The sequence below is a fragment of the Chitinophaga sp. RAB17 genome, from assembly GCF_052114225.1.
Lineage (GTDB): Bacteria > Bacteroidota > Bacteroidia > Chitinophagales > Chitinophagaceae > Chitinophaga.
The window spans coordinates 564,487-583,268 of record NZ_JBFREI010000001.1; the positions used below are offsets into that span (position 1 = coordinate 564,487).

Sequence of the window (18,782 nt, forward strand, 5' to 3'; positions counted from 1 at the left end):
TGTCACACTATTTCTGTTAACCGTAATAATTTAGCTTCATTCAGTATTGTAAAGCTCTTCCCGGAAACTGCTACCAGTCGTTCTTCTATCAGTTCATTCAATATTCTGAAAGTAGTTTCATAGGTAGCGCCAATATAGGAAGCAAGGTCTTGTTTGGAAAGGGAGAGATCTATAAACCCATCTTTATTAAATCCGAATTTTTGTTGTAACAGCAACAGGGCATTGGCCATGCGGCCTTTGACAGACATATGTGCCAGGTTGCGCATATGCTTTTCGGAAGATTGTAATTCCTGTGCATAAAACAGCATGAGTTCATATAACAGATCATGGTTTACTTTGAGAGATGACTGAAAAAAATCCATCTCTATAAAACAAACTTTTACCGGTTCCAGCGCGGTGGCAGATACCGGGTAAAGATGTTCCGCTCCTCCCATGCCACGGTGTCCCACGATATCTCCCTTTTGCGCAAAACGAACAATCAGTTCTTTTTCTGCGCCCCAGTGCTTGTGCACTTTCATGCGGCCTTCATAAATGAAGTAGATACCCGTTACTTTATCACCTTCTTTAAACAGCATTTCGCCTTTATTGAGGATAAAGTTTTTTCGGTGTAAAGCTACTGCCGGCGACCATTCCTTAATGGATAGCCTGCAAAGGAGACAGGTTTTACCATCACAACCCGCTTTGTCTTTCTTCATGTATAATATCGCTGTTTTGTAATTGTTGCAATGTTTCATCCGCTAATATGGCGTGCAGCTTCACCACTTCTCCTACTACAATAATGGCCGGATTGCCCATACCCGCCGCCTGTACTCTCCATACAATGTCCTTCACTGTACCAATCACCATTTGCTGTTGGGGTGTGGTACCGTTTTGTATAATAGCCACCGGCGTATCACTTTTCCCCTGTTTGGCAAAAAGTTCCATGATGCCTTCCAGTTTGCTCATGGCCATCAGTATTACCACCGTAGCAGTGGAACGGGCAGCCAGTTCAATATCGCCGGAAATATCGCCGGAGCTGGTGGTACCGGTGGTTACCCAGAAGCCTTCCGCAATACCTCTGCATGTAAGCGGAATCATTTGTGATGCCGGTACTGCTATGGCGCTGGATATGCCGGGTATAATGGATACTTTGATACCGTGTTGTCTGGCCGTTTGTATTTCTTCCACAGCTCTGCCAAATACAAAGGGATCGCCTCCCTTTAACCGTACCACGTGTCCATGGGCATTGGCCATTTCCACAATAAGCAGGTTGATTTCCTGCTGAGATAGTGCATGACAGCCATAGCGCTTTCCAACAAACCGGATGATGGCACCTGGCGCCGCATATGCCAGTAATGATTCATTCACTAATGCGTCATATAATATCACATCTGCCTGACGGATGGTATTAATGGCTTTCAGGGTAATCATTTCCGGATCTCCCGGCCCTGCTCCTACTAAAGATAGAGATGGAATTGACACATGCATACACATTATAATTAAATTTATATAATACTTTCAATCAGATTCATACCTAAAATTAAAATAAAATCGCGTAATTTTATAACCAACATCATACACCTACCTCTAAAATCATCTCCAAAACGCGAAATAATATTATATTAATTAAATTATAATATAACTTAAGTTTTCTGATCCTTAAATATAATCCAATGAAAATAGTAGTTATAGGGAACGGTATGGTAGGCTATAAATTTTGTGAGAAGATGATAACCAAATCCGGCCACCTCCCCACTGAAATGGTTGTATTCGGAGAAGAACCCCGCCCCGCCTATGATCGCGTACATCTTACCTCCTGGTTTGATGGTAAAACAGTCGATGATCTCCTGCTGGCTACCGCCGAATGGTACAGCCAACAAGGCATCAGACTCCACCTGGGTGACCCGGTGCAACAAATTGACCGCGACAACAAAACCGTATACTCCCACAAAGGCATCGTGGAAACATATGATTACCTGGTAATAGCTACCGGCTCCGCCGCCTTCGTACCACCAGTACCAGGCATGGATAAAAAGGGCGTATTTATTTACCGCACCATAGAAGACCTGGAAATGATGAAGGCCTATGCCCCGAAAGCTACCCGTGGAGCAGTAATAGGTGGCGGCCTGCTGGGATTGGAAGCGGCCAAGGCATTGCTGGACCTGGGCATCTCCAATACACATGTGATCGAGTTTTCCTCCCGCCTTATGCCCAGGCAAATAGATGAACAGGGGTCTGCCATCCTTCAGACAAAACTCGGCAGCCTGGGCCTGAAAGTACTCACCGGCAAAAATACCCGCGAGATACTGGGCAACGAAGCCATCACCGGTTTACAGTTTGCAGATGACACCATCCTGGAAGCGGATATCCTGGTGGTATCTGCCGGCATCAAACCCCGTGATGAACTGGCCAAAGCTGCCAATATCACCACCGGCCCCCGCGGCGGTATTGTTGTCAATGAACAAATGCAGACCAGCGATCCCTTTATATATTCCATCGGCGAATGCGCGCTCTACAACAACATGATCTATGGCCTGGTAGCCCCTGGCTATGAAATGGCTGAAGTAGCCGCGTCACATATCACCGGTGAAGCAAAAGCCTTCACCGGATTTGATATGAGTACCAAATTAAAACTCATCGGCGTAGATGTGGCCAGCTTCGGTGATCCTTTCTCAGATCCGGAAAACTGCCATAGCATTGTATTTGAAGATAAATACAAAGGCACCTATAAACGCATTAATATTACTACCGATGGTCAGTTCCTGCTGGGAGGTATCTTAATTGGCGATGCTGCTGCTTATAATATGCTGCTGCAAACGACTAAAAACAAACTGACGTTGCCAGCTAATCCGGAAGACTTACTGCTGGGCGGCAGCCGTAGCAGCGCCGATACAGGTGCCGGCGTCACGGCCCTGCCTGATGAAGCCATCATCTGCAGCTGCGAAAGCGTGAGCAAAGGCACTATCTGCCAGGCAGTCACTGATGGCCACGAAACACTCGATGATGTAAAGAAGTGCACGAAAGCCGGCACCTGCTGCGGCGGCTGCGCCCCTATGGTGAAAGACCTCATCACCGCCACCATGAAGGCACAGGGCAAATACATCCGCAACGTAGTATGCGAACACTTCGCCTATTCCCGCCAGGAAATGCTGGACCTCATCCGGGTAAAATCACTGCGTTCCTTTGATGAAGTATTGGACCACTACGGAGAAGGTGAAGGCTGCGAAGTATGCAAACCCGTCATCGCCTCTATACTGGCCAGTCTCTGGAACGACATGATCCTCGACAAAGGCAATGATACCGCACAGGACTCCAATGACCGCTACCTTGCCAACATACAGAAAGGAGGCACCTATTCTGTAGTACCCCGCATTCCCGGTGGAGAAATTACACCTGAAAAACTGGTGGTAATCGGAGAGATAGGTACTAAATATAACCTCTATACGAAAATCACCGGAGGACAACGCATAGACTTATTTGGCGCACATCTCAGCGACCTGCCCAATATATGGGAAGAACTGATTGCCGCCGGATTTGAAAGCGGACATGCATATGGCAAAGCATTACGCACAGTAAAAAGCTGCGTAGGCTCTACCTGGTGCCGGTTCGGTTTGCACGACAGTGTTAGCTTTGCCATCCGCATAGAAGAACGTTACCGCGGATTACGGGCACCACATAAAATCAAATCCGCTGTATCCGGCTGCATCCGGGAATGTGCGGAAGCACAGTCGAAAGACTTTGGCATCATTGCCACCGAAAAAGGATGGAACCTCTATGTATGCGGCAACGGCGGCTCCAAGCCACAACACGCACAACTCCTGGTAGCGGATGTAGACAGCGACACCTGCATTCAATACATTGACCGCTTCCTGATGTTCTATATCAAAACAGCCGATCCGCTCACCCGCACGGCTACCTGGCTGAACAAACTTGATGGTGGTATGGACTATCTCCGCAACGTAGTACTGAATGATAGTCTGGGTATCGCTTCTCAGCTGGAAACAGAAATGCAGTTGCTGGTAGATAACTATAAATGCGAGTGGAGAGAGGTAGTGGAAAATCCCGAACTGCGCAAGCGCTTCTCTCACTTCATCAACGCGCCTACCGATAAAGATCCGACAGTAAAATTCGAAACCATGCGTGCACAGAAGAAAGCCGCAGAATGGAAATAATCTCTTTACTCAAAAATATACTGCTATGTCTACGATTCACACTACTGCTACCACCTGGTTCTTTGCCTGTAAAACATCAGATGTACCCACCAATGGCGGCGTATGCGTAAAGTATAAAGAAGAACAGATTGCCCTGTTTTATTTTGCCCGCAGAAATGAATGGTATGCCACGCAAAACCTTTGCCCGCACCGGCAACAGATGGCGCTGAGCCGCGGCATGACAGGCACTGTAAAAGATGAGCCTAAAGTAGCATGCCCTTTTCACAAAAAAACATTCTCCCTGAAAGACGGCCGTTGCCTATCTGACGAAACAGAATGTTCGCTCACTACTTACCCGGTAAAAATCATAGATGATATGGTATATATCGGTGTAATGGCAGATGTGGAAATGGTAAATGCAGCAATATAAAAAACGAAACCCGGTAGCTGGCAGGCTAACCGGGCTTCTGATCCGTAAATGATTGGCTCATTCAAAATCAACCAAAGTTACATGAAAAAATGGTTTCCCCGCAGGGTATCAATGATACTCCCCGGCCTGCTGTTGTCACAGTATGGCTATGCGCAACTTAACTTCGGTGCACAACTAAGAACACGCACCGAACTACGTAACGGACAAGGCGCTCCACAGGTACAAGGCGCCGACCCAGCTTTCTTTACTTCCCAGCGCACCCGCCTCATGGCCGGTTTCAGCGCCTACCGCATCAAATTGGGTCTAACGGTGCAGGATGTACGGGTATGGGGACAGGATGCTTCTACCATTAACCGCACTACCACCCCGGACAATAACGGATTTATGTTACACGAAGCCTGGGCGGAAATATTACTGACGGATACCATCGTAAAAAATAAAAGTCTGTCGCTAAAAGTAGGTCGTCAGGAACTGGTGTATGATGATAGCCGCCTGCTCGGCAACCTCGATTGGCTGCAACAGGGACGGCGGCATGATGCTGCAGTATTAAAATATGAAAGCAACTACTGGACATTACATACCGCTGTTGCCTTTAACCAGAATAAAGAAAATGCCAGTGGTACTGTTTACAATCCAACGCCGGCAGGTAATTACACTGCGAATACCAATGGCGGCAACGCCTATAAAAGCCTGGAGTTCGTATATGTGTCAAGGAAATTAAAGAAGGGGAACCTGTCTTTTCTCTTCCTCTCCGATCAGTTTTCAAAATACCATACAGACAGTATAGAACATGTGGCTACGAAAGTATGGGAAACAGGTACCTACACCCGAATGACTACCGGCTTATTTTACACGCAGCAACTCAACAGGATGAGCTATACCGCTGCCGCCTACCACCAGTTCGGCACTAACGGCAACGGGCAAACGGTAAATGGCAGTTTATTATCCGGATCTTTCCAATACAGTGTAAGTAAAGCGTTCAGCGCAGGTGCAGGTGTGGATTATACCACACCTGATTTTGATCCGCTGTATGGCACCCCGCATAAGTTCTGGGGCAACGTGGACTATTTCTATGTAGCCAGTGGATTTGGCAATAAAGGATTACAGGATTATTATGTAAAAACAAAGTTGAAACCCGGCACCCGTTGGGCATTTACAGGAGACGTACATGAATTTTACGCAGCTTCCGCCATTACAGGTATGAGCAAACAATTTGGTACAGAGGCAGATGTGACGGCCAATTATACCCTGACCAAAATGATTGGCCTGGAAGCTGGCTACAGCCACTTCTGGAATACGGCCTCCCTCTCCTCTCCCACGGTAAAAAATATAAAAAATGCCGGCAGTAACAGCAACTGGGCGTATCTCTCTGTAAACATACGCCCTGAATTTCTGATTAAATAACCTGTAAAATCACTACTATGCTCGCGCCACTCAATAAAATAAAAATCTTTAGTCTCGATACCATACAGATGCGCACGTTTCATATCACGTGGCTGATGTTCTTTGTCTGTTTCTTTGGCTGGTTTGGTCTGGCCCCATTGATGCCCACTATCCGTACTGACCTGGGCTTAAGCAAATCCCAGATAGGCAACATTATTATTGCTTCAGTATCCGGTACCATCATTGCACGGCTCATCATTGGTCGTCTCTGTGATACCTGGGGACCCCGAAAAACGGCGGTACGCCTGTTGTTGATCGGTTCCTTACCGGTGTTCCTCGTGGGGTTATCAAAAGACTACACCTCCTTTCTATTGTTTCGTTTAGCCATCAGCGTGATAGGTGGTTCATTCGTTATCACCCAGTTCCATACATCACTGATGTTTGCACCGGCCATTAAAGGCACTGCCAATGCCATCACCGGCGGATGGGGCAATCTGGGCGGTGGTGTCACCAACATGGTGATGCCGCTCATCTTCGCCGCTATTGTGGGCTTTGGTTACACCAAAGCGGAAGCGTGGCGCTATGCGATGATTGTCCCCGGCGTCATGATGCTGATAGTAGCGTATCTGTATTACCGTTATACAAAAGATACCCCCAACGGCAACTTCGATGAACTGGGCCTCCATAAAAAGAATACTAAAACGGATTGGTCCGTGTTGGCCGACTGGCGCATATGGGCACTTACCATGGCCTACGGGATGTGTTTTGGTATGGAGATCACCTTCGACAATGTTGCGTCTTTACATTTTGTGGATACATTTCATCTTTCTCAAGGCAGCGCAGGGTTCTGGGCGGGCATATTTGGTTTTATGAACCTTTTTGCCCGTGCATTGGGTGGCATTATTTCAGACAGGGTCGGCGCAAAGTCCGGCATGAAAGGCAAAGGATGGTTATTGGCCCTGATGCTGTTGGCAGAAGGAATTGGCTTGTTACTATTTGCACAGGCGGGATCGCTGGTAGTAGCCATTGTGGCGATGCTGAGTTTTGCGCTGTTCCTGAAAATGGCCAATGGCGCCACTTACGGCATTGTACCTTTTATTAACGAAAAAAATGCGGGGTTGGTCAGCGGTATTGTTGGCGCGGGCGGTAATATGGGAGGCATGTTATTCGGCTTCCTGTTTAAATCAGACAGCATCACATACGTACAGGCGTTCACGTATATCGGCTTTATTGTAATAGGCATCTCCTGTATTGTAATGCTGACCAGGTTTACCCGGCAACCCGCTGCGGAAGCAGTACCAACAAGAACACCTGTAGCCGTATCGTAAATCATCTATTAAAACTTCCGGCATGCAAGCATCATTTAAAACCACCTGCTGTTACTGTGGCGTAGGCTGTGGAATAGTAGTACATAAGGACCGGCAGGGAAAGCTGCATGTAGAAGGTGATAAAACACACCCGGTAAACAAAGGCATGCTTTGCTCCAAAGGCATGAACCTGCATTATACCGTTATGGATACATCAGACAGGCTACTGTATCCGGAAATGCGATACCATCGTAACCTGCCAAGACAAAGGGTTACCTGGGATCAGGCATTGGAAAGAACGGCAGCCGTATTTGCTGCTATCATCAAAAAACATGGTCCGGATGCCGTAGCCTTCTATGCATCCGGGCAATGCCTCACGGAAGAATATTATGTAGTCAATAAGCTCATCAAAGGATTTATTGGCAGCAACAACATCGATACCAATTCACGTTTATGCATGAGCAGCGCAGTAGCTGCTTATAAGCTGGCGTTGGGGGAAGACGCGGTACCCGGCACTTACGACGACATAGAACTGGCCGATTGCATCTTTGTCGCTGGTGCCAACCCAGCCTGGTGTCACCCCATTTTATGGAGGCGGGTAGAAGCCGCAAAAGCCGCAAATCCCGCGTTGAAAATTATTGTCAGTGACCCGCGTGTTACACAAAGTTGTTCGGCAGCCGACCTGCACCTGCAGGTGAATCCCGGCACCGACATTGTACTGCACCATGCCATTGGTCGCGCACTCATCACCGCCGGCCATACCGACAGCTCCTTTATACAGGCCCACACCAACGGATTTGATCAATACAAGGACACCTTGATGGAGCGCAGCATTGAAGAAGCTGCTGCCATCTGTGGCATTGCGGCAGCAGATATTTACACCGCCGCAGATTACATAGGCAATGCCACCGGATTCATGACCCTATGGACTATGGGACTCAATCAAAGCGTGGTAGGTGTAAACAAAAATCTCAGCCTGATCAATCTACACCTGATCACCGGCCATATCGGCAAACCCGGCAGCGGTCCTTTTTCCTTAACCGGGCAACCCAACGCCATGGGAGGCAGGGAAGTAGGAGGGCTTTCCAACCTGTTACCCGCACATCGGGTACTCAATAATCCCCAACACCGCAAAGAAGTGCAGGACTTCTGGGGCGGTACAACGTTATCAGACAAGCCCGGTCTCACTGCAACAGAAATGTTCAACGCCATGCACGATGGCAGACTAAAAGCGATCTGGATCATGTGTACCAATCCGCTGGTAAGTCTACCGGATGTTCGTTTTGCCGAAGCCGGACTCCTAAAAACCAAATTTGTGGTGGTGCAGGAAATTTCCAATAAACCGGAAACGCTGCGTTATGCCGATGTAGTACTGCCGGCCGCCGCCTGGACAGAGAAAGAAGGCACCATGACCAATGCAGAACGACGCATCAGCTATCTTACTAAACTCACAGATGCACCTGGTGAAGCATTACCCGATGCGGAGATCATTTGCCGCTTTGCACAAAAAATGGGTTATCACGGCTTCGACTATACGAATATGTCGGATATATATAGAGAGCATTGCCGGTTAACCGCCGGTACCAACATAGATATCAGCGGACTGGATTATAAAACATTAAAAGCTGAACGCAGCATACAATGGCCTTACCGCTCCGGCAATGGTACGGCAAGACTGTTTGAAGATCATCAGTTCTACACACCTGATGCCAGAGCAGTTATCCACAGCTTTGAAGATACCAACCACTCAGAATCACTTACCAAAGAATTGCCGTTGATACTCACCACCGGCCGCATACGCGATCAGTGGCATACCATGAGTAAAACCGGAAAAGTGAGTAAACTGAAACAACATATATCTTCTTCTTTCCTCGAAATACATCCCGAAGATGCTCTACAGCGGGGCATACAGGCAGATGACATTGTAACCATTCACAATGGCAGAGGAGAAGTACGGGTAAAAGCACAACTCAGCAACACCATTAAAAAAGGGGTGGTTTTTTTACCGATGCATTGGGGCAAAATACTCAACAACGATTTGCACCGGGCCAATAATCTCACCAACCACCTGCTGGACCCGATATCCAAACAACCCGACTTTAAATACACTGCCGTACAGGTACAACGCTATCAGAAACCGGTACAGAAAATTGTGATCATCGGCGCTGGGGCAGGCGCCTGCGGCTTTGTAAAATCGTACCGGGAAGGGAATACCACCGATGAAATAGTGGTATTCAGCAAAGAAAATCTCCCGTTCTATAACCGGGTGATGCTGCCTGATTATATCAGTGGTACCCAGCAATGGAAACAACTGATTAAGATGACAAGGGCAGAAGAAACGGCCCATAACATTACGCTCCACCGCGGTGTGAGCATCACACATATTGACAGGGCCAACAAATTATTAACCGATAGTAACGGTCAGGTACATACGTATGACATCCTGTTGATGGCTACCGGCAGCAGAGCGGCTACCCTTCGGGACATTCCGCCTATTCCGGGTATTTTTACCATGCGCACCCGCATGGATGCAGACGCCTTCAAACAGCATATAGATCCTGCACACGGGAAAGTAATGATCGTAGGTGGAGGATTATTAGGGATAGAGCTGGCAGCATCTCTCAAAGAAATTAATATAGACGTTGGCGTTATACAACGTACCTCCCGGCTGATGGACCGGCAGCTGGATACCCTCGGCGGACAACTCCTTTACGAAGAGCTGACCGACAGGGGTATTGACATTTATTACAATGATGAAATTGATCGTTTTTCCGGCCAGGACAAACTCGAAGGATTACGTATGAAAAGTGGGTTATACATTCCCTGCCAGGCGGTGGTGATGTCTATTGGCACCGTGCCTAACATAGAACTGGCACAGGCGGCACAATTGCTTTGCAATCGTGGCGTAGTCGTAAATGAATATCTCCAAACCAGCGATCCCGATATTTATGCCATCGGAGAAATAGCCGCTTTCAACGGTACCTTGTATGGCATCACCGCTGCAGCGGAACAACAGGCTGCTGTAGTGGCCCGCTATCTGAACGGTGATATCAGCCAATACTACCAGGGCTCTCTTTTTATGAACATTCTTAAAATGCATGGCACCGACCTCTGCTCACTGGGCATGGTAGAAACCCCTAAAGATCCGGCTTATGAAGAAGTGGTGTTTATTGATAAAGCAAAACGATATTATAAAAAATGTATCATTCACCAGGACAGGTTAGTGGGCGCTATCCTGATCGGCGACAAATCAGAGTTCGCTGAATTCAGGGATCTTATTCAACAAAAAATTGAGCTATCAGATAAACGACTGGAGCTATTACGTTCCGGCAAAAAAGGCACACCCGTTATCGGCAAACTGGTTTGCTCCTGTGGTAATGTAGGAGAAGGTAATATCATGGAAAAAATAGCTGCCGGGTGCAACAACCTGCAACAACTATGTCAGGCCTCCGGCGCCGGTATGGGCTGTGGCAGCTGTAAGCCGGAAGTAAAGGCATTGCTGGAGAAATCTATTCCAAAAAACGTTGCAGCACTCGTATAACTATGGCGAAACTCACACATACTTTCCCCATCAATTTCACCGGCGGCATTATTTCGCCGGGGTATCTGCTGGAAATTCTGGATACTGCCAGCGCCGCGCAGGCTACGCATATCCGTTTCGGATTGCGGCAGCAACTACTTGTAGATATTCCCGATAAATGCGTCGCTTCATTTAAGAGCCAGTGCGCCGAAAAACAGATCAACATTGCCGACACGCCTAATATCATGAGCGCATATCCGGCAGCAGGCATTTTCATTCACAACAGCTGGTTAAGTGAAGGCATCTACAAAGATGTGTTTAATCTTTTTGATTATGCCCCGGCATTAAAGATAAACATCTGTGACAGTCAGCAAACCTTTGTACCCTTATTCACCGGGCATATCAACTGGATTACTTCTCCCAATCTGCATTACTGGTATTTGTATATCCGTGTGCCGGGCAGTCAGCAGTTATTTGCATGGCCGGAACAAATCTATACCAACAATATTGCAGCTGTGAGCAAACAGGTGGAAGCAGCGCTCAATAATGGTGATTCCCCTGAGGAGGTGTATGCAGATATAAAAAAAACGTTGACCTATATCAGTCGCGTTAAAGATAAGGAACCAGACCTGCCGGCATTTCATTTACCTTACTACGAAGGATTTAATAAATACGATAACAGCTATTGGCTGGGCATCTATCGCCGCGATGAAGATTTCCCCATTCCTTTTTTGAAAGAAGTATGTACCATTTGCCTGGAAACCCGCACCGGGCAGCTATATGCCACTCCCTGGAAATCACTCATCATTAAAAACATAGATGCCATTCACCGTACGCTATGGGATTATGTGCTGGGAAAGCATGGTATCAATGTTCGTCATGCTGCCAATGAACTTAACTGGCAGGTAGAAGACAACTGTGAAGATGGCCTGATTCTGAAACGGCATATCATCCGCTATTTCGATACCGCGGATGTACGTACCTACGGATTATGTTTCAGCGTGAGAATCAATCGCCCCGCCAGTCTTTTTGGTACAGTAGTGATCCGCAAACAGGAAAACAAACATGGCAGCAAACTCAAATACATGCAACGCTATGATATCCTGTACACCGCTGATTACAACGCCAATTCCGCGCAGCTGCTCCTATACCGCGAAGGGGTATCTAAAGAGCACCTGGGGCCTTACATTGTAGCATTATGCAAAACTTTTTATGAACAGAAAAGTGAAGCGAATGTACTACAACACTATGTAAGGGAACAGCATTCGCTGGTAACAATACCCGTGGCGGAAAAACAGGTACATCAATGCCGGCATTGTCTTACCGTATATGATGAAGCTGTAGGCGATGCAGAACAACAGGTAGCAGCTGGTACGTTGTTTAAAGATTTACCGGGGGATTACGAATGTTTTGTATGTGCAGCGCCGTTGAGCGAATTTAAGGAGGTGAATGAGGCCGCATTACATGCCGCCGGTTAATTTTGTGGCCAAGATCACAAATTTCTACCGCAAATTGAATACCAGCGGTACTTTCCGTGTCAACCGGACAATCTATCCCTACTTTTTCCTCAGATTTAGCTAATTTTGCCAACTTCAGCGCCGCAAACAGGTGTGTACCGCAGATCATGTTAGCAGATATTCATAACGAAACCGATGCACGGCAATACCGAATCGCCACTTCTGTATTCTTTTTTATTTCCGGATTAGGTTATTCTTCCTGGGCTTCCAGGATTCCTTCTATCAAGCAGCAGTTGCACTTAAATGAAGCGCAGCTGGGGGCTGTATTATTTGCCCTGCCTATAGGGCTGATGCTCACCATGCCTGTTACCGGCAAGCTGCTGGGTAATTTCAGCAGCCGTAAGATCATGATGTTTGGCGCCATGGTATTTAACGTGGTACTGAGTTTACCGGGTTTTGCAAACAGCATTGCACAACTGGCGCTGGTATTGTTCTGTTTTGGTTCAGCCCGTAATCTGCTGAACCTGTCTATGAATGCCCAGGCGGTAGCGGTGCAGCACCTGTATTCGAGGTCTATCATGACAACCTTTCACGGGATCTGGAGTGTGGCAGGGTCTGTGGGAGCGCTCACCGGTTTACTGATGGTGACCATGAACGTAGCCCCTTCTTATCATCTGCTGATGGTCAGCGTGCTGCTCCTGGTATTCACGGTGTACTATTACCCCAAAACGTTCCCTGATCAACCGGTAAAAAGCACGGTAAAAAAGCCCGCCTTCTCTCTGCCGGATAAATCATTACTGAAATATTCGCTGATCTGCTTTGCCTGCATGGCAACGGAAAATACGATGTACGACTGGAGTGGATTGTATTTCCAGAAAGTGGTGGGCACCAGCAACGCCACTGCGGTAGCAGCGTTTGTAATTTACATGGTAGCCATGACCACCGGGCGTTTCATGGGCGATAAACTGGTAAAACGTATTGGGATCAAATCTATCTTGTTATATAGTGGCTGGCTTATCCTCAGCGGCTTGCTGCTGGCTATTCTGCTGCCTTATCCGGTTACTGCCGGCATAGGGTTTATTTTTGCAGGATTAGGGGTTGCCTGCGTGGTGCCGCTGGTATTCAGCCTGGCAGGTAAATCAAAAAATACCAACAGCGGACAAACACTTGCCTCTATTTCCTCCATCGGCTACCTGGGATTCCTGGTAGTGCCGCCACTAATCGGATTTGTAGCCCAGGCTACCAGTCTGCGCCTCTCATTTGCCATTATGGCGATATGCGGACTGCTGATTGTGTTGATGGTAAGAAAGCTGGAGGAATAGCGATCCAGCTTTTAGCCATTAGCTTTTAGCTTTTAGTAAATGCAGCGGGACATTAAATGCAGCGGAACGTAAATGCAGCGGAGCAACAACCAGTGTGTTCCGCTGCATTAAGAAGATATTAAATACCAGCCGTATATTTTTGTTTCAATATTGCCCGCTCCTTTTCCCCCACTCCTAATTCTTTTTCAAAGAAATTCTCCACAGTTCCGTATTTCGTTTTAATCGCGTCAAACAAACTGTGTAACAATTCCGGTTTCAGTTCCAGTGCCTTACGGATGGTTTCTTCATCCAGGCCGGTGCTCTGCTGCATGCCTTTAAACATTTTCGCATTCATCGGCATCAGGTATACATTGCTCGCTGTAAAATCTGCTTCAATAGTGCTTTGTGGCACACCCAATGCATACAGGAATAAGGCGGTAGCCATTCCTGTTCTGTCGCGGCCACCTGTGCAATGGTACATAATGGATTCGCCGGCGGGTAAAGTCAGTAACTTCTGAAACAATGGTTTGTAGCGCGCACCGAGATATTGGGTGTTGCCGTAGAACTTCTCCAGAAAATTACCGCTCTTAATTATCTCTCCCATCTGAGCAGCGCCCGGTAAACTATCGCTGCCAGCAGGGCATAGCTGATAATCGGTATGTGGCAAAAGGTGATCCGGCGCTACCGCCGCCTCTTTTACACCACGAAAATCAATCACAGTATGGATATGTTTCTGTTCCAGCACTAACAAATCCTGGTCTGTTAAATGGCTCACATCTGCGGAGCGGAATACTTTTCCCCATACCACCTGCTTACCATCGGTAGTTTTATATCCACCTACATCGCGGAAATTCACGGTACCCTGCATGCGTACCACGCGTTGGGCACTGTCTGATAGTTGAGCAAAAGCTGCACATGGCATAGCGATAACCAACGCCAATACTATTTTTTTCATGTTGCTATTTTTATTTTTTGGAGAATATTATTTGATGATATCCCAGCGGATCCCTGCCTGGCCGCGGCTACCGTACCATTCTGTAGCAGTAATACGGCGCTTATCGCCCAGGTACGTTTTTAACGGTTCATTGGTGATGTTGTTCAACTCTGCAAACACTTTAATGCTGGCTGTAATGCTTACTGTGGCAGATGCATCTACGGTAAAGTTTTTATCTGTCCAGATATAAAAATCTTTTCCCAACTGCTGGTTGAGTGTTTCTACTGATGCGCCGCGGTAATTGCCGGCAATGCGCACCATTACACCTTTGCGCTCGTAGAACAGGATACTGTTGAAAAGATGTTTGGACTGATTCGGCAAACTGGTCCGGTCACTTACTTTGCCCCCATTGGTTGTTCTGGGAACATCTACAGCAGAGTGTATAAAAGTATAGTTCAACTCTGCACCGAAGCCACTGAAAAATCCCGGCAGAAAATCAAACCGTTTATTAATACCTGCTTCTAGTCCGGCGAGAGACGCGTTGTTCAGGTTTTTCGCCTGCGCTACCACGTAGTTATTTCCATTCTCTGTATAATAGCTTTTGTCGGCAAAAATGACATTCTTAATCTGTTTGTAAAAAACACCTCCGGAGAGCAGCCCTATATTGGAAAAATAGTATTCTCCCATCAGGTCGAAATTATTGGAAAACGTAGGTTGCAGGTCAGGATTACCTTTGGTGATGGTAATGGTAGATCCGGTGTTATCCACTGATTGTCCCGGTGTAAGATCCGTGAAATTAGGACGGATAAAAGTACGGGTATAGGCTGCACGCAGACTAGCCTGATCATTGATATTATATTTCAGGTGTAACATCGGCAACAGCGCGTTGTAATTATTATTTACTGTTGCTGGTGTTACCGTAGTCGCTTTAGGTGTACCTGCGGTGGTGGCTTTGGATCCATGCAGCGTAAACGCCGTATATTCATTTCTTATGCCGGCAATCATTTTCAGTTTATCTGTCAAATCAATTTCCGCCATTGCATAGGCGGCGGCTACGTTTTCTGTGCCGGTATAAATATTGGTGGCATTGGAAGCGGAGGTATAATTCCCAAATCCGTTTTTGCGCAAAGCCGCGGTATCGTATAAATCAAACAACTGTTGTTTGGTAAGGGGATCCATAATAAAGGAGTTATAATTGCCGCCCATGCCCTGGAAGAAGCCATTGCGCTGTGGGAAGTCGGTGCGCTGCAACTGATTCAGCACCAGCAGATCCGGCGATTTGGGGATGCCCAATGCCGCGCCGGGCAGGTATACAATGTTGGAACCATACATGCCTGATCTGTCTTTATGCCGGTATTTGGCACCAAACTTCAGATTCACCCTGGAAGATGCATTTACCTTAAAATTCAGCTGGGCTGTTTTATCTTCTTCCTTTGTGTCCAGTTGTGCAATGACCAGTTGCTGCAAGGTCAACTTCGCCGGATCCATCACTTCTGTCGGATTCTTTATACCGGCATCAAAATGCAGGGGATCACCACCTATACCCTGTGGAGAATCAAAGCCCCAGTATCTTTTACCATCTGAAGAAAGATTATTGAAACCGCCATTGATCTTTTGCCGGAAAGTGGCAATAGGCAATCCTTTGTCACTATTGGTAGGCGGCGTTTCCAGGAAATATTTGGTGTAGTAGTCGCTCACAGTCCAGTCCATTTTTACTTTGGAAGACAGCTGATGTTCACCACCCAGCTCACCTCCGTTCAATACCGTCTGGTAATAGGAATAACGGTAATTGTACTGAAAACGATTGTTGTTATAGTCTACATAAGATTCATATACCGGGCGGATATCATTGAATTTATCCATCAAACCACGCAGGAATATTTTATTGGCTGCATTGAATTTATATTCCAGTCCTATATTACCGCCATACGTTTGCCGTTTGCCCATATAGCGTTTCAGTAATACGGTGCTGATAGATTTCTGCTGTACCGGATCCGGCAAGCCGGTATTGTACGTTACCTCATAGGCATCCGTACCCCATTGCCGGTCCCAGATAGCACCGGCTACCATTACGCCCAGTTTGTCTTTGAAGAAGCGATCTCCATAAACCAGGGAAGCATTGTAGGTAGCATTTTTGGAGAAGGTATTATAACCACCGGCGGCGCTTACATTCAGTGTTCTTTTAGCTGGTGCGGTGCGGGTAATAAAATTAATAGATCCACCAATCGCATCTCCTTCCATGTCAGGCGTAATGGCTTTGGCCACCTGTACGTACTGGATCATTTCAGAAGGAACCGCATCAAGTACTGAGTTGCGGTTGCCCAATACGTTGGCGCTGGGTAAACGGCTACCATTGAACATCGTAGACGTCCAGGCAAATGGTGTACCTCTCACGGTAGCAGCATCTGCTTCGCCATGGTAACGGGCTACTGCCACGCCCTGCACACGTTGTACGGCTTCTGCTGCATTACGGTCCGGTAATTTACCGATGGCATCTGCTGCAATCACCTCCATAATCGCCAGGGAGTTTTTCTTAATGCTCAGCGCCTTTACCTGAGAAGGTGCCATGGTACCGTGTACCAGCACTTCGCCGAGTTTACCTCCGGTAGGTGAGAGTAAAATATTACCGGCATCATTGATACCGGATTTTACCTGCAGTTCCAGCTTCTTTGTTTCATGACCTATATAAGATACCAGCAAAGTGATTTTACCGGTGGTATGTACATTCAGTGTAAACGATCCGTTTAGGTCTGTGGCAGTACCTGATGGGATACCGGCAGCCTTTACGGAGGCGCCGGGTAAATGTCCTTCCCTGCCATCAATAACCCCTTTGATTGTTTGCGCCTGCACTGTTCCTGCCGTTGCCAGCAACAACGCCAATATACAACAGCGGGGATGGGATAATTTCATAAAAATGTGATTCATATGAAGGTAATTTTCAGCAAAAGTGGTGGCTGTGCGTCAATGCGGCGACCGCATACAACAAGGGGTACCTGTACCCGTATTCATCCGCTTAAACGTACCAACTTTCGTTGAAAACCAATGCCTTAACATGTGTTACCAAATCATTACCAAATAGCATATGGGTATGGCAAAATGCATGGTTTAACATTCCGGTAATATTGCTTCTCTACTTTGGTGGCATATCCAGGCTATGATATATGTAATTGCCATCGGGGCATTTCAGGCACTTACTGCTGTTGCGTTATTATGCAGCAGCAAATTGCGGAGCAAAGCAGATTTTCTGCTGATACTGCTGCTATGTAGTATTGCCGCACATCTGGCAATTAAATTCTTTATCTACTCCTTTGTGGAAGATGACCATGTACGAACGCAAATGAATACATTCATTGGCTTTTGCTATGGCCCGTTACTATATTTATATGCACGACGGCAGCAGGATGCCAGCTTTATTCCGGCTTCTCACTGGTATGTATTTCTTCCATTTATTGGTGGCGCAATAGGCTATCTGACGGTGATGTGTGTGCTGGCCTGGTCAGCAGCAGCAGGACATGCAGTATTATACTTTTACAATGAGTCTACCACCTGGACGATCCTGCTGATGGGCTTTCTTTTTCCGGCGCTGGCGATCCGTATCAGCCGGAAACACCTGGGCGACAAGCTTCAGGAGAAAAAGCTGATCAACAGTATCAGTTACCTGCTGATGAGTATTAGCACCATTTCACTGGTATTTAAACTGGGGCAATCAGGTAATATCATTACCGTTCAGCATACTATTATTTGCAGAGACATCGTGTATTCCTTACTGTTAGTAATTTGTCTCGTTATTATCCGTTACAAATATGTAGGGATCATGGGGACGCCACCTGTAAAAGAAACAGCTGTGGCGGATATCCCCGTAGCAGCTGAAATAGCTGTTACCCGAAAAACATTGCTCACTACGACCGAACATCAGCTCATCCTGCAAACGCTGGAAGCACATCTCCATAAAACAAAAATATTTACAGACGCAGAACTGAGCCTGGATAAACTGGCGCAGGGTGCGGGTATCAGCAAATACCATATCTCTGAAGCGCTGAACAGCTATGCGTGCAAATCATTTTATCAGTACATCAATGAATGGCGTATACAGCGGGCCACAGAACAGATCCGGTTTATGAATGAAAAAGCATTGCCGGTAAATGTGCTGACACTGGCCTATGATTGCGGCTTTAAAGCCAAATCTTCTTTCAACCAGTATTTTAAAAAGATTACCGGCCTTACACCTACTGAATATATGGGGGAACTGAAAGCAGAAGGCGTAAAGCAAAAAACTATGGAAGCGAAGATATAAGCATATGGCATCGCTATTGTATCCGC

Annotated in this window: 12 protein-coding genes; 8 read left to right on the top strand and 4 right to left on the bottom strand. The window is 46.9% G+C overall.

Features of this window, described 5'->3' with window-relative positions; translation table 11 throughout:
* Positions 1-2: 2 nt before the first annotated feature.
* The gene (locus AB4Z08_RS01985) at positions 3-695 is read right to left on the bottom strand and encodes a Crp/Fnr family transcriptional regulator (RefSeq protein WP_441572093.1); all 693 of its coding nucleotides are present in this window, start codon (positions 693-695) and stop codon (positions 3-5) included.
* The gene (cobA, locus tag AB4Z08_RS01990) at positions 670-1,467 is read right to left on the bottom strand and encodes a uroporphyrinogen-III C-methyltransferase (RefSeq protein WP_441572094.1); all 798 of its coding nucleotides are present in this window, start codon (positions 1,465-1,467) and stop codon (positions 670-672) included. Before cobA ends, AB4Z08_RS01985 begins: the two co-directional genes overlap by 26 nt.
* 185 nt (positions 1,468-1,652) lie before the next feature.
* Between cobA and nirB the strand changes: the two genes are divergently transcribed.
* From nirB to AB4Z08_RS02025, 7 genes are all read left to right on the top strand, one after another.
* Positions 1,653-4,151 carry a nitrite reductase large subunit NirB gene (gene nirB, locus AB4Z08_RS01995; RefSeq protein WP_441572095.1) on the top strand — a complete coding sequence of 833 codons (2,499 nt, stop codon included), beginning with the start codon at positions 1,653-1,655 and terminating at the stop codon, positions 4,149-4,151.
* 25 nt (positions 4,152-4,176) lie between these two features.
* Positions 4,177-4,560, top strand: coding sequence for a nitrite reductase small subunit NirD (gene nirD, locus AB4Z08_RS02000; RefSeq protein ID WP_441572096.1), 384 nt, complete (start codon positions 4,177-4,179; stop codon positions 4,558-4,560).
* Between the two features lie 81 nt (positions 4,561-4,641).
* A complete protein-coding gene (locus tag AB4Z08_RS02005; RefSeq protein ID WP_441572097.1) occupies positions 4,642-5,964 on the top strand; it encodes an alginate export family protein in 1,323 nt (440 codons plus the stop codon).
* Between the two features lie 17 nt (positions 5,965-5,981).
* Positions 5,982-7,271: a NarK family nitrate/nitrite MFS transporter gene (locus AB4Z08_RS02010; RefSeq protein ID WP_441572098.1), complete on the top strand. Its 1,290-nt coding sequence runs from the start codon at positions 5,982-5,984 to the stop codon at positions 7,269-7,271.
* A gap of 22 nt (positions 7,272-7,293) precedes the next feature.
* Complete coding sequence (locus AB4Z08_RS02015) at positions 7,294-10,791, top strand: molybdopterin-dependent oxidoreductase (protein ID WP_441572099.1); 3,498 nt, start codon at positions 7,294-7,296, stop codon at positions 10,789-10,791.
* A gap of 2 nt (positions 10,792-10,793) precedes the next feature.
* Positions 10,794-12,248 (top strand): rubredoxin, encoded by a 1,455-nt coding sequence (locus tag AB4Z08_RS02020; RefSeq protein ID WP_441572100.1) that lies wholly within the window; start codon positions 10,794-10,796, stop codon positions 12,246-12,248.
* A gap of 146 nt (positions 12,249-12,394) precedes the next feature.
* Positions 12,395-13,549 carry an MFS transporter gene (locus tag AB4Z08_RS02025; RefSeq protein WP_441572101.1) on the top strand — a complete coding sequence of 385 codons (1,155 nt, stop codon included), beginning with the start codon at positions 12,395-12,397 and terminating at the stop codon, positions 13,547-13,549.
* Positions 13,550-13,667: 118 nt separating this feature from the next.
* On the opposite strand, the gene AB4Z08_RS02030 is transcribed toward AB4Z08_RS02025, so the two are convergent.
* Positions 13,668-14,483: a tyrosine-protein phosphatase gene (locus AB4Z08_RS02030; RefSeq protein ID WP_441572102.1), complete on the bottom strand. Its 816-nt coding sequence runs from the start codon at positions 14,481-14,483 to the stop codon at positions 13,668-13,670.
* A gap of 27 nt (positions 14,484-14,510) precedes the next feature.
* Positions 14,511-17,387, bottom strand: a complete 2,877-nt coding sequence (locus AB4Z08_RS02035; protein ID WP_441572103.1) for a TonB-dependent receptor — start codon at positions 17,385-17,387, stop codon at positions 14,511-14,513.
* A gap of 229 nt (positions 17,388-17,616) precedes the next feature.
* On the opposite strand from AB4Z08_RS02035, the gene AB4Z08_RS02040 reads away from it, so the two are divergent.
* Positions 17,617-18,756, top strand: coding sequence for a helix-turn-helix domain-containing protein (locus AB4Z08_RS02040; protein ID WP_441572104.1), 1,140 nt, complete (start codon positions 17,617-17,619; stop codon positions 18,754-18,756).
* The last annotated feature ends 26 nt before the right edge of the window (positions 18,757-18,782 follow it).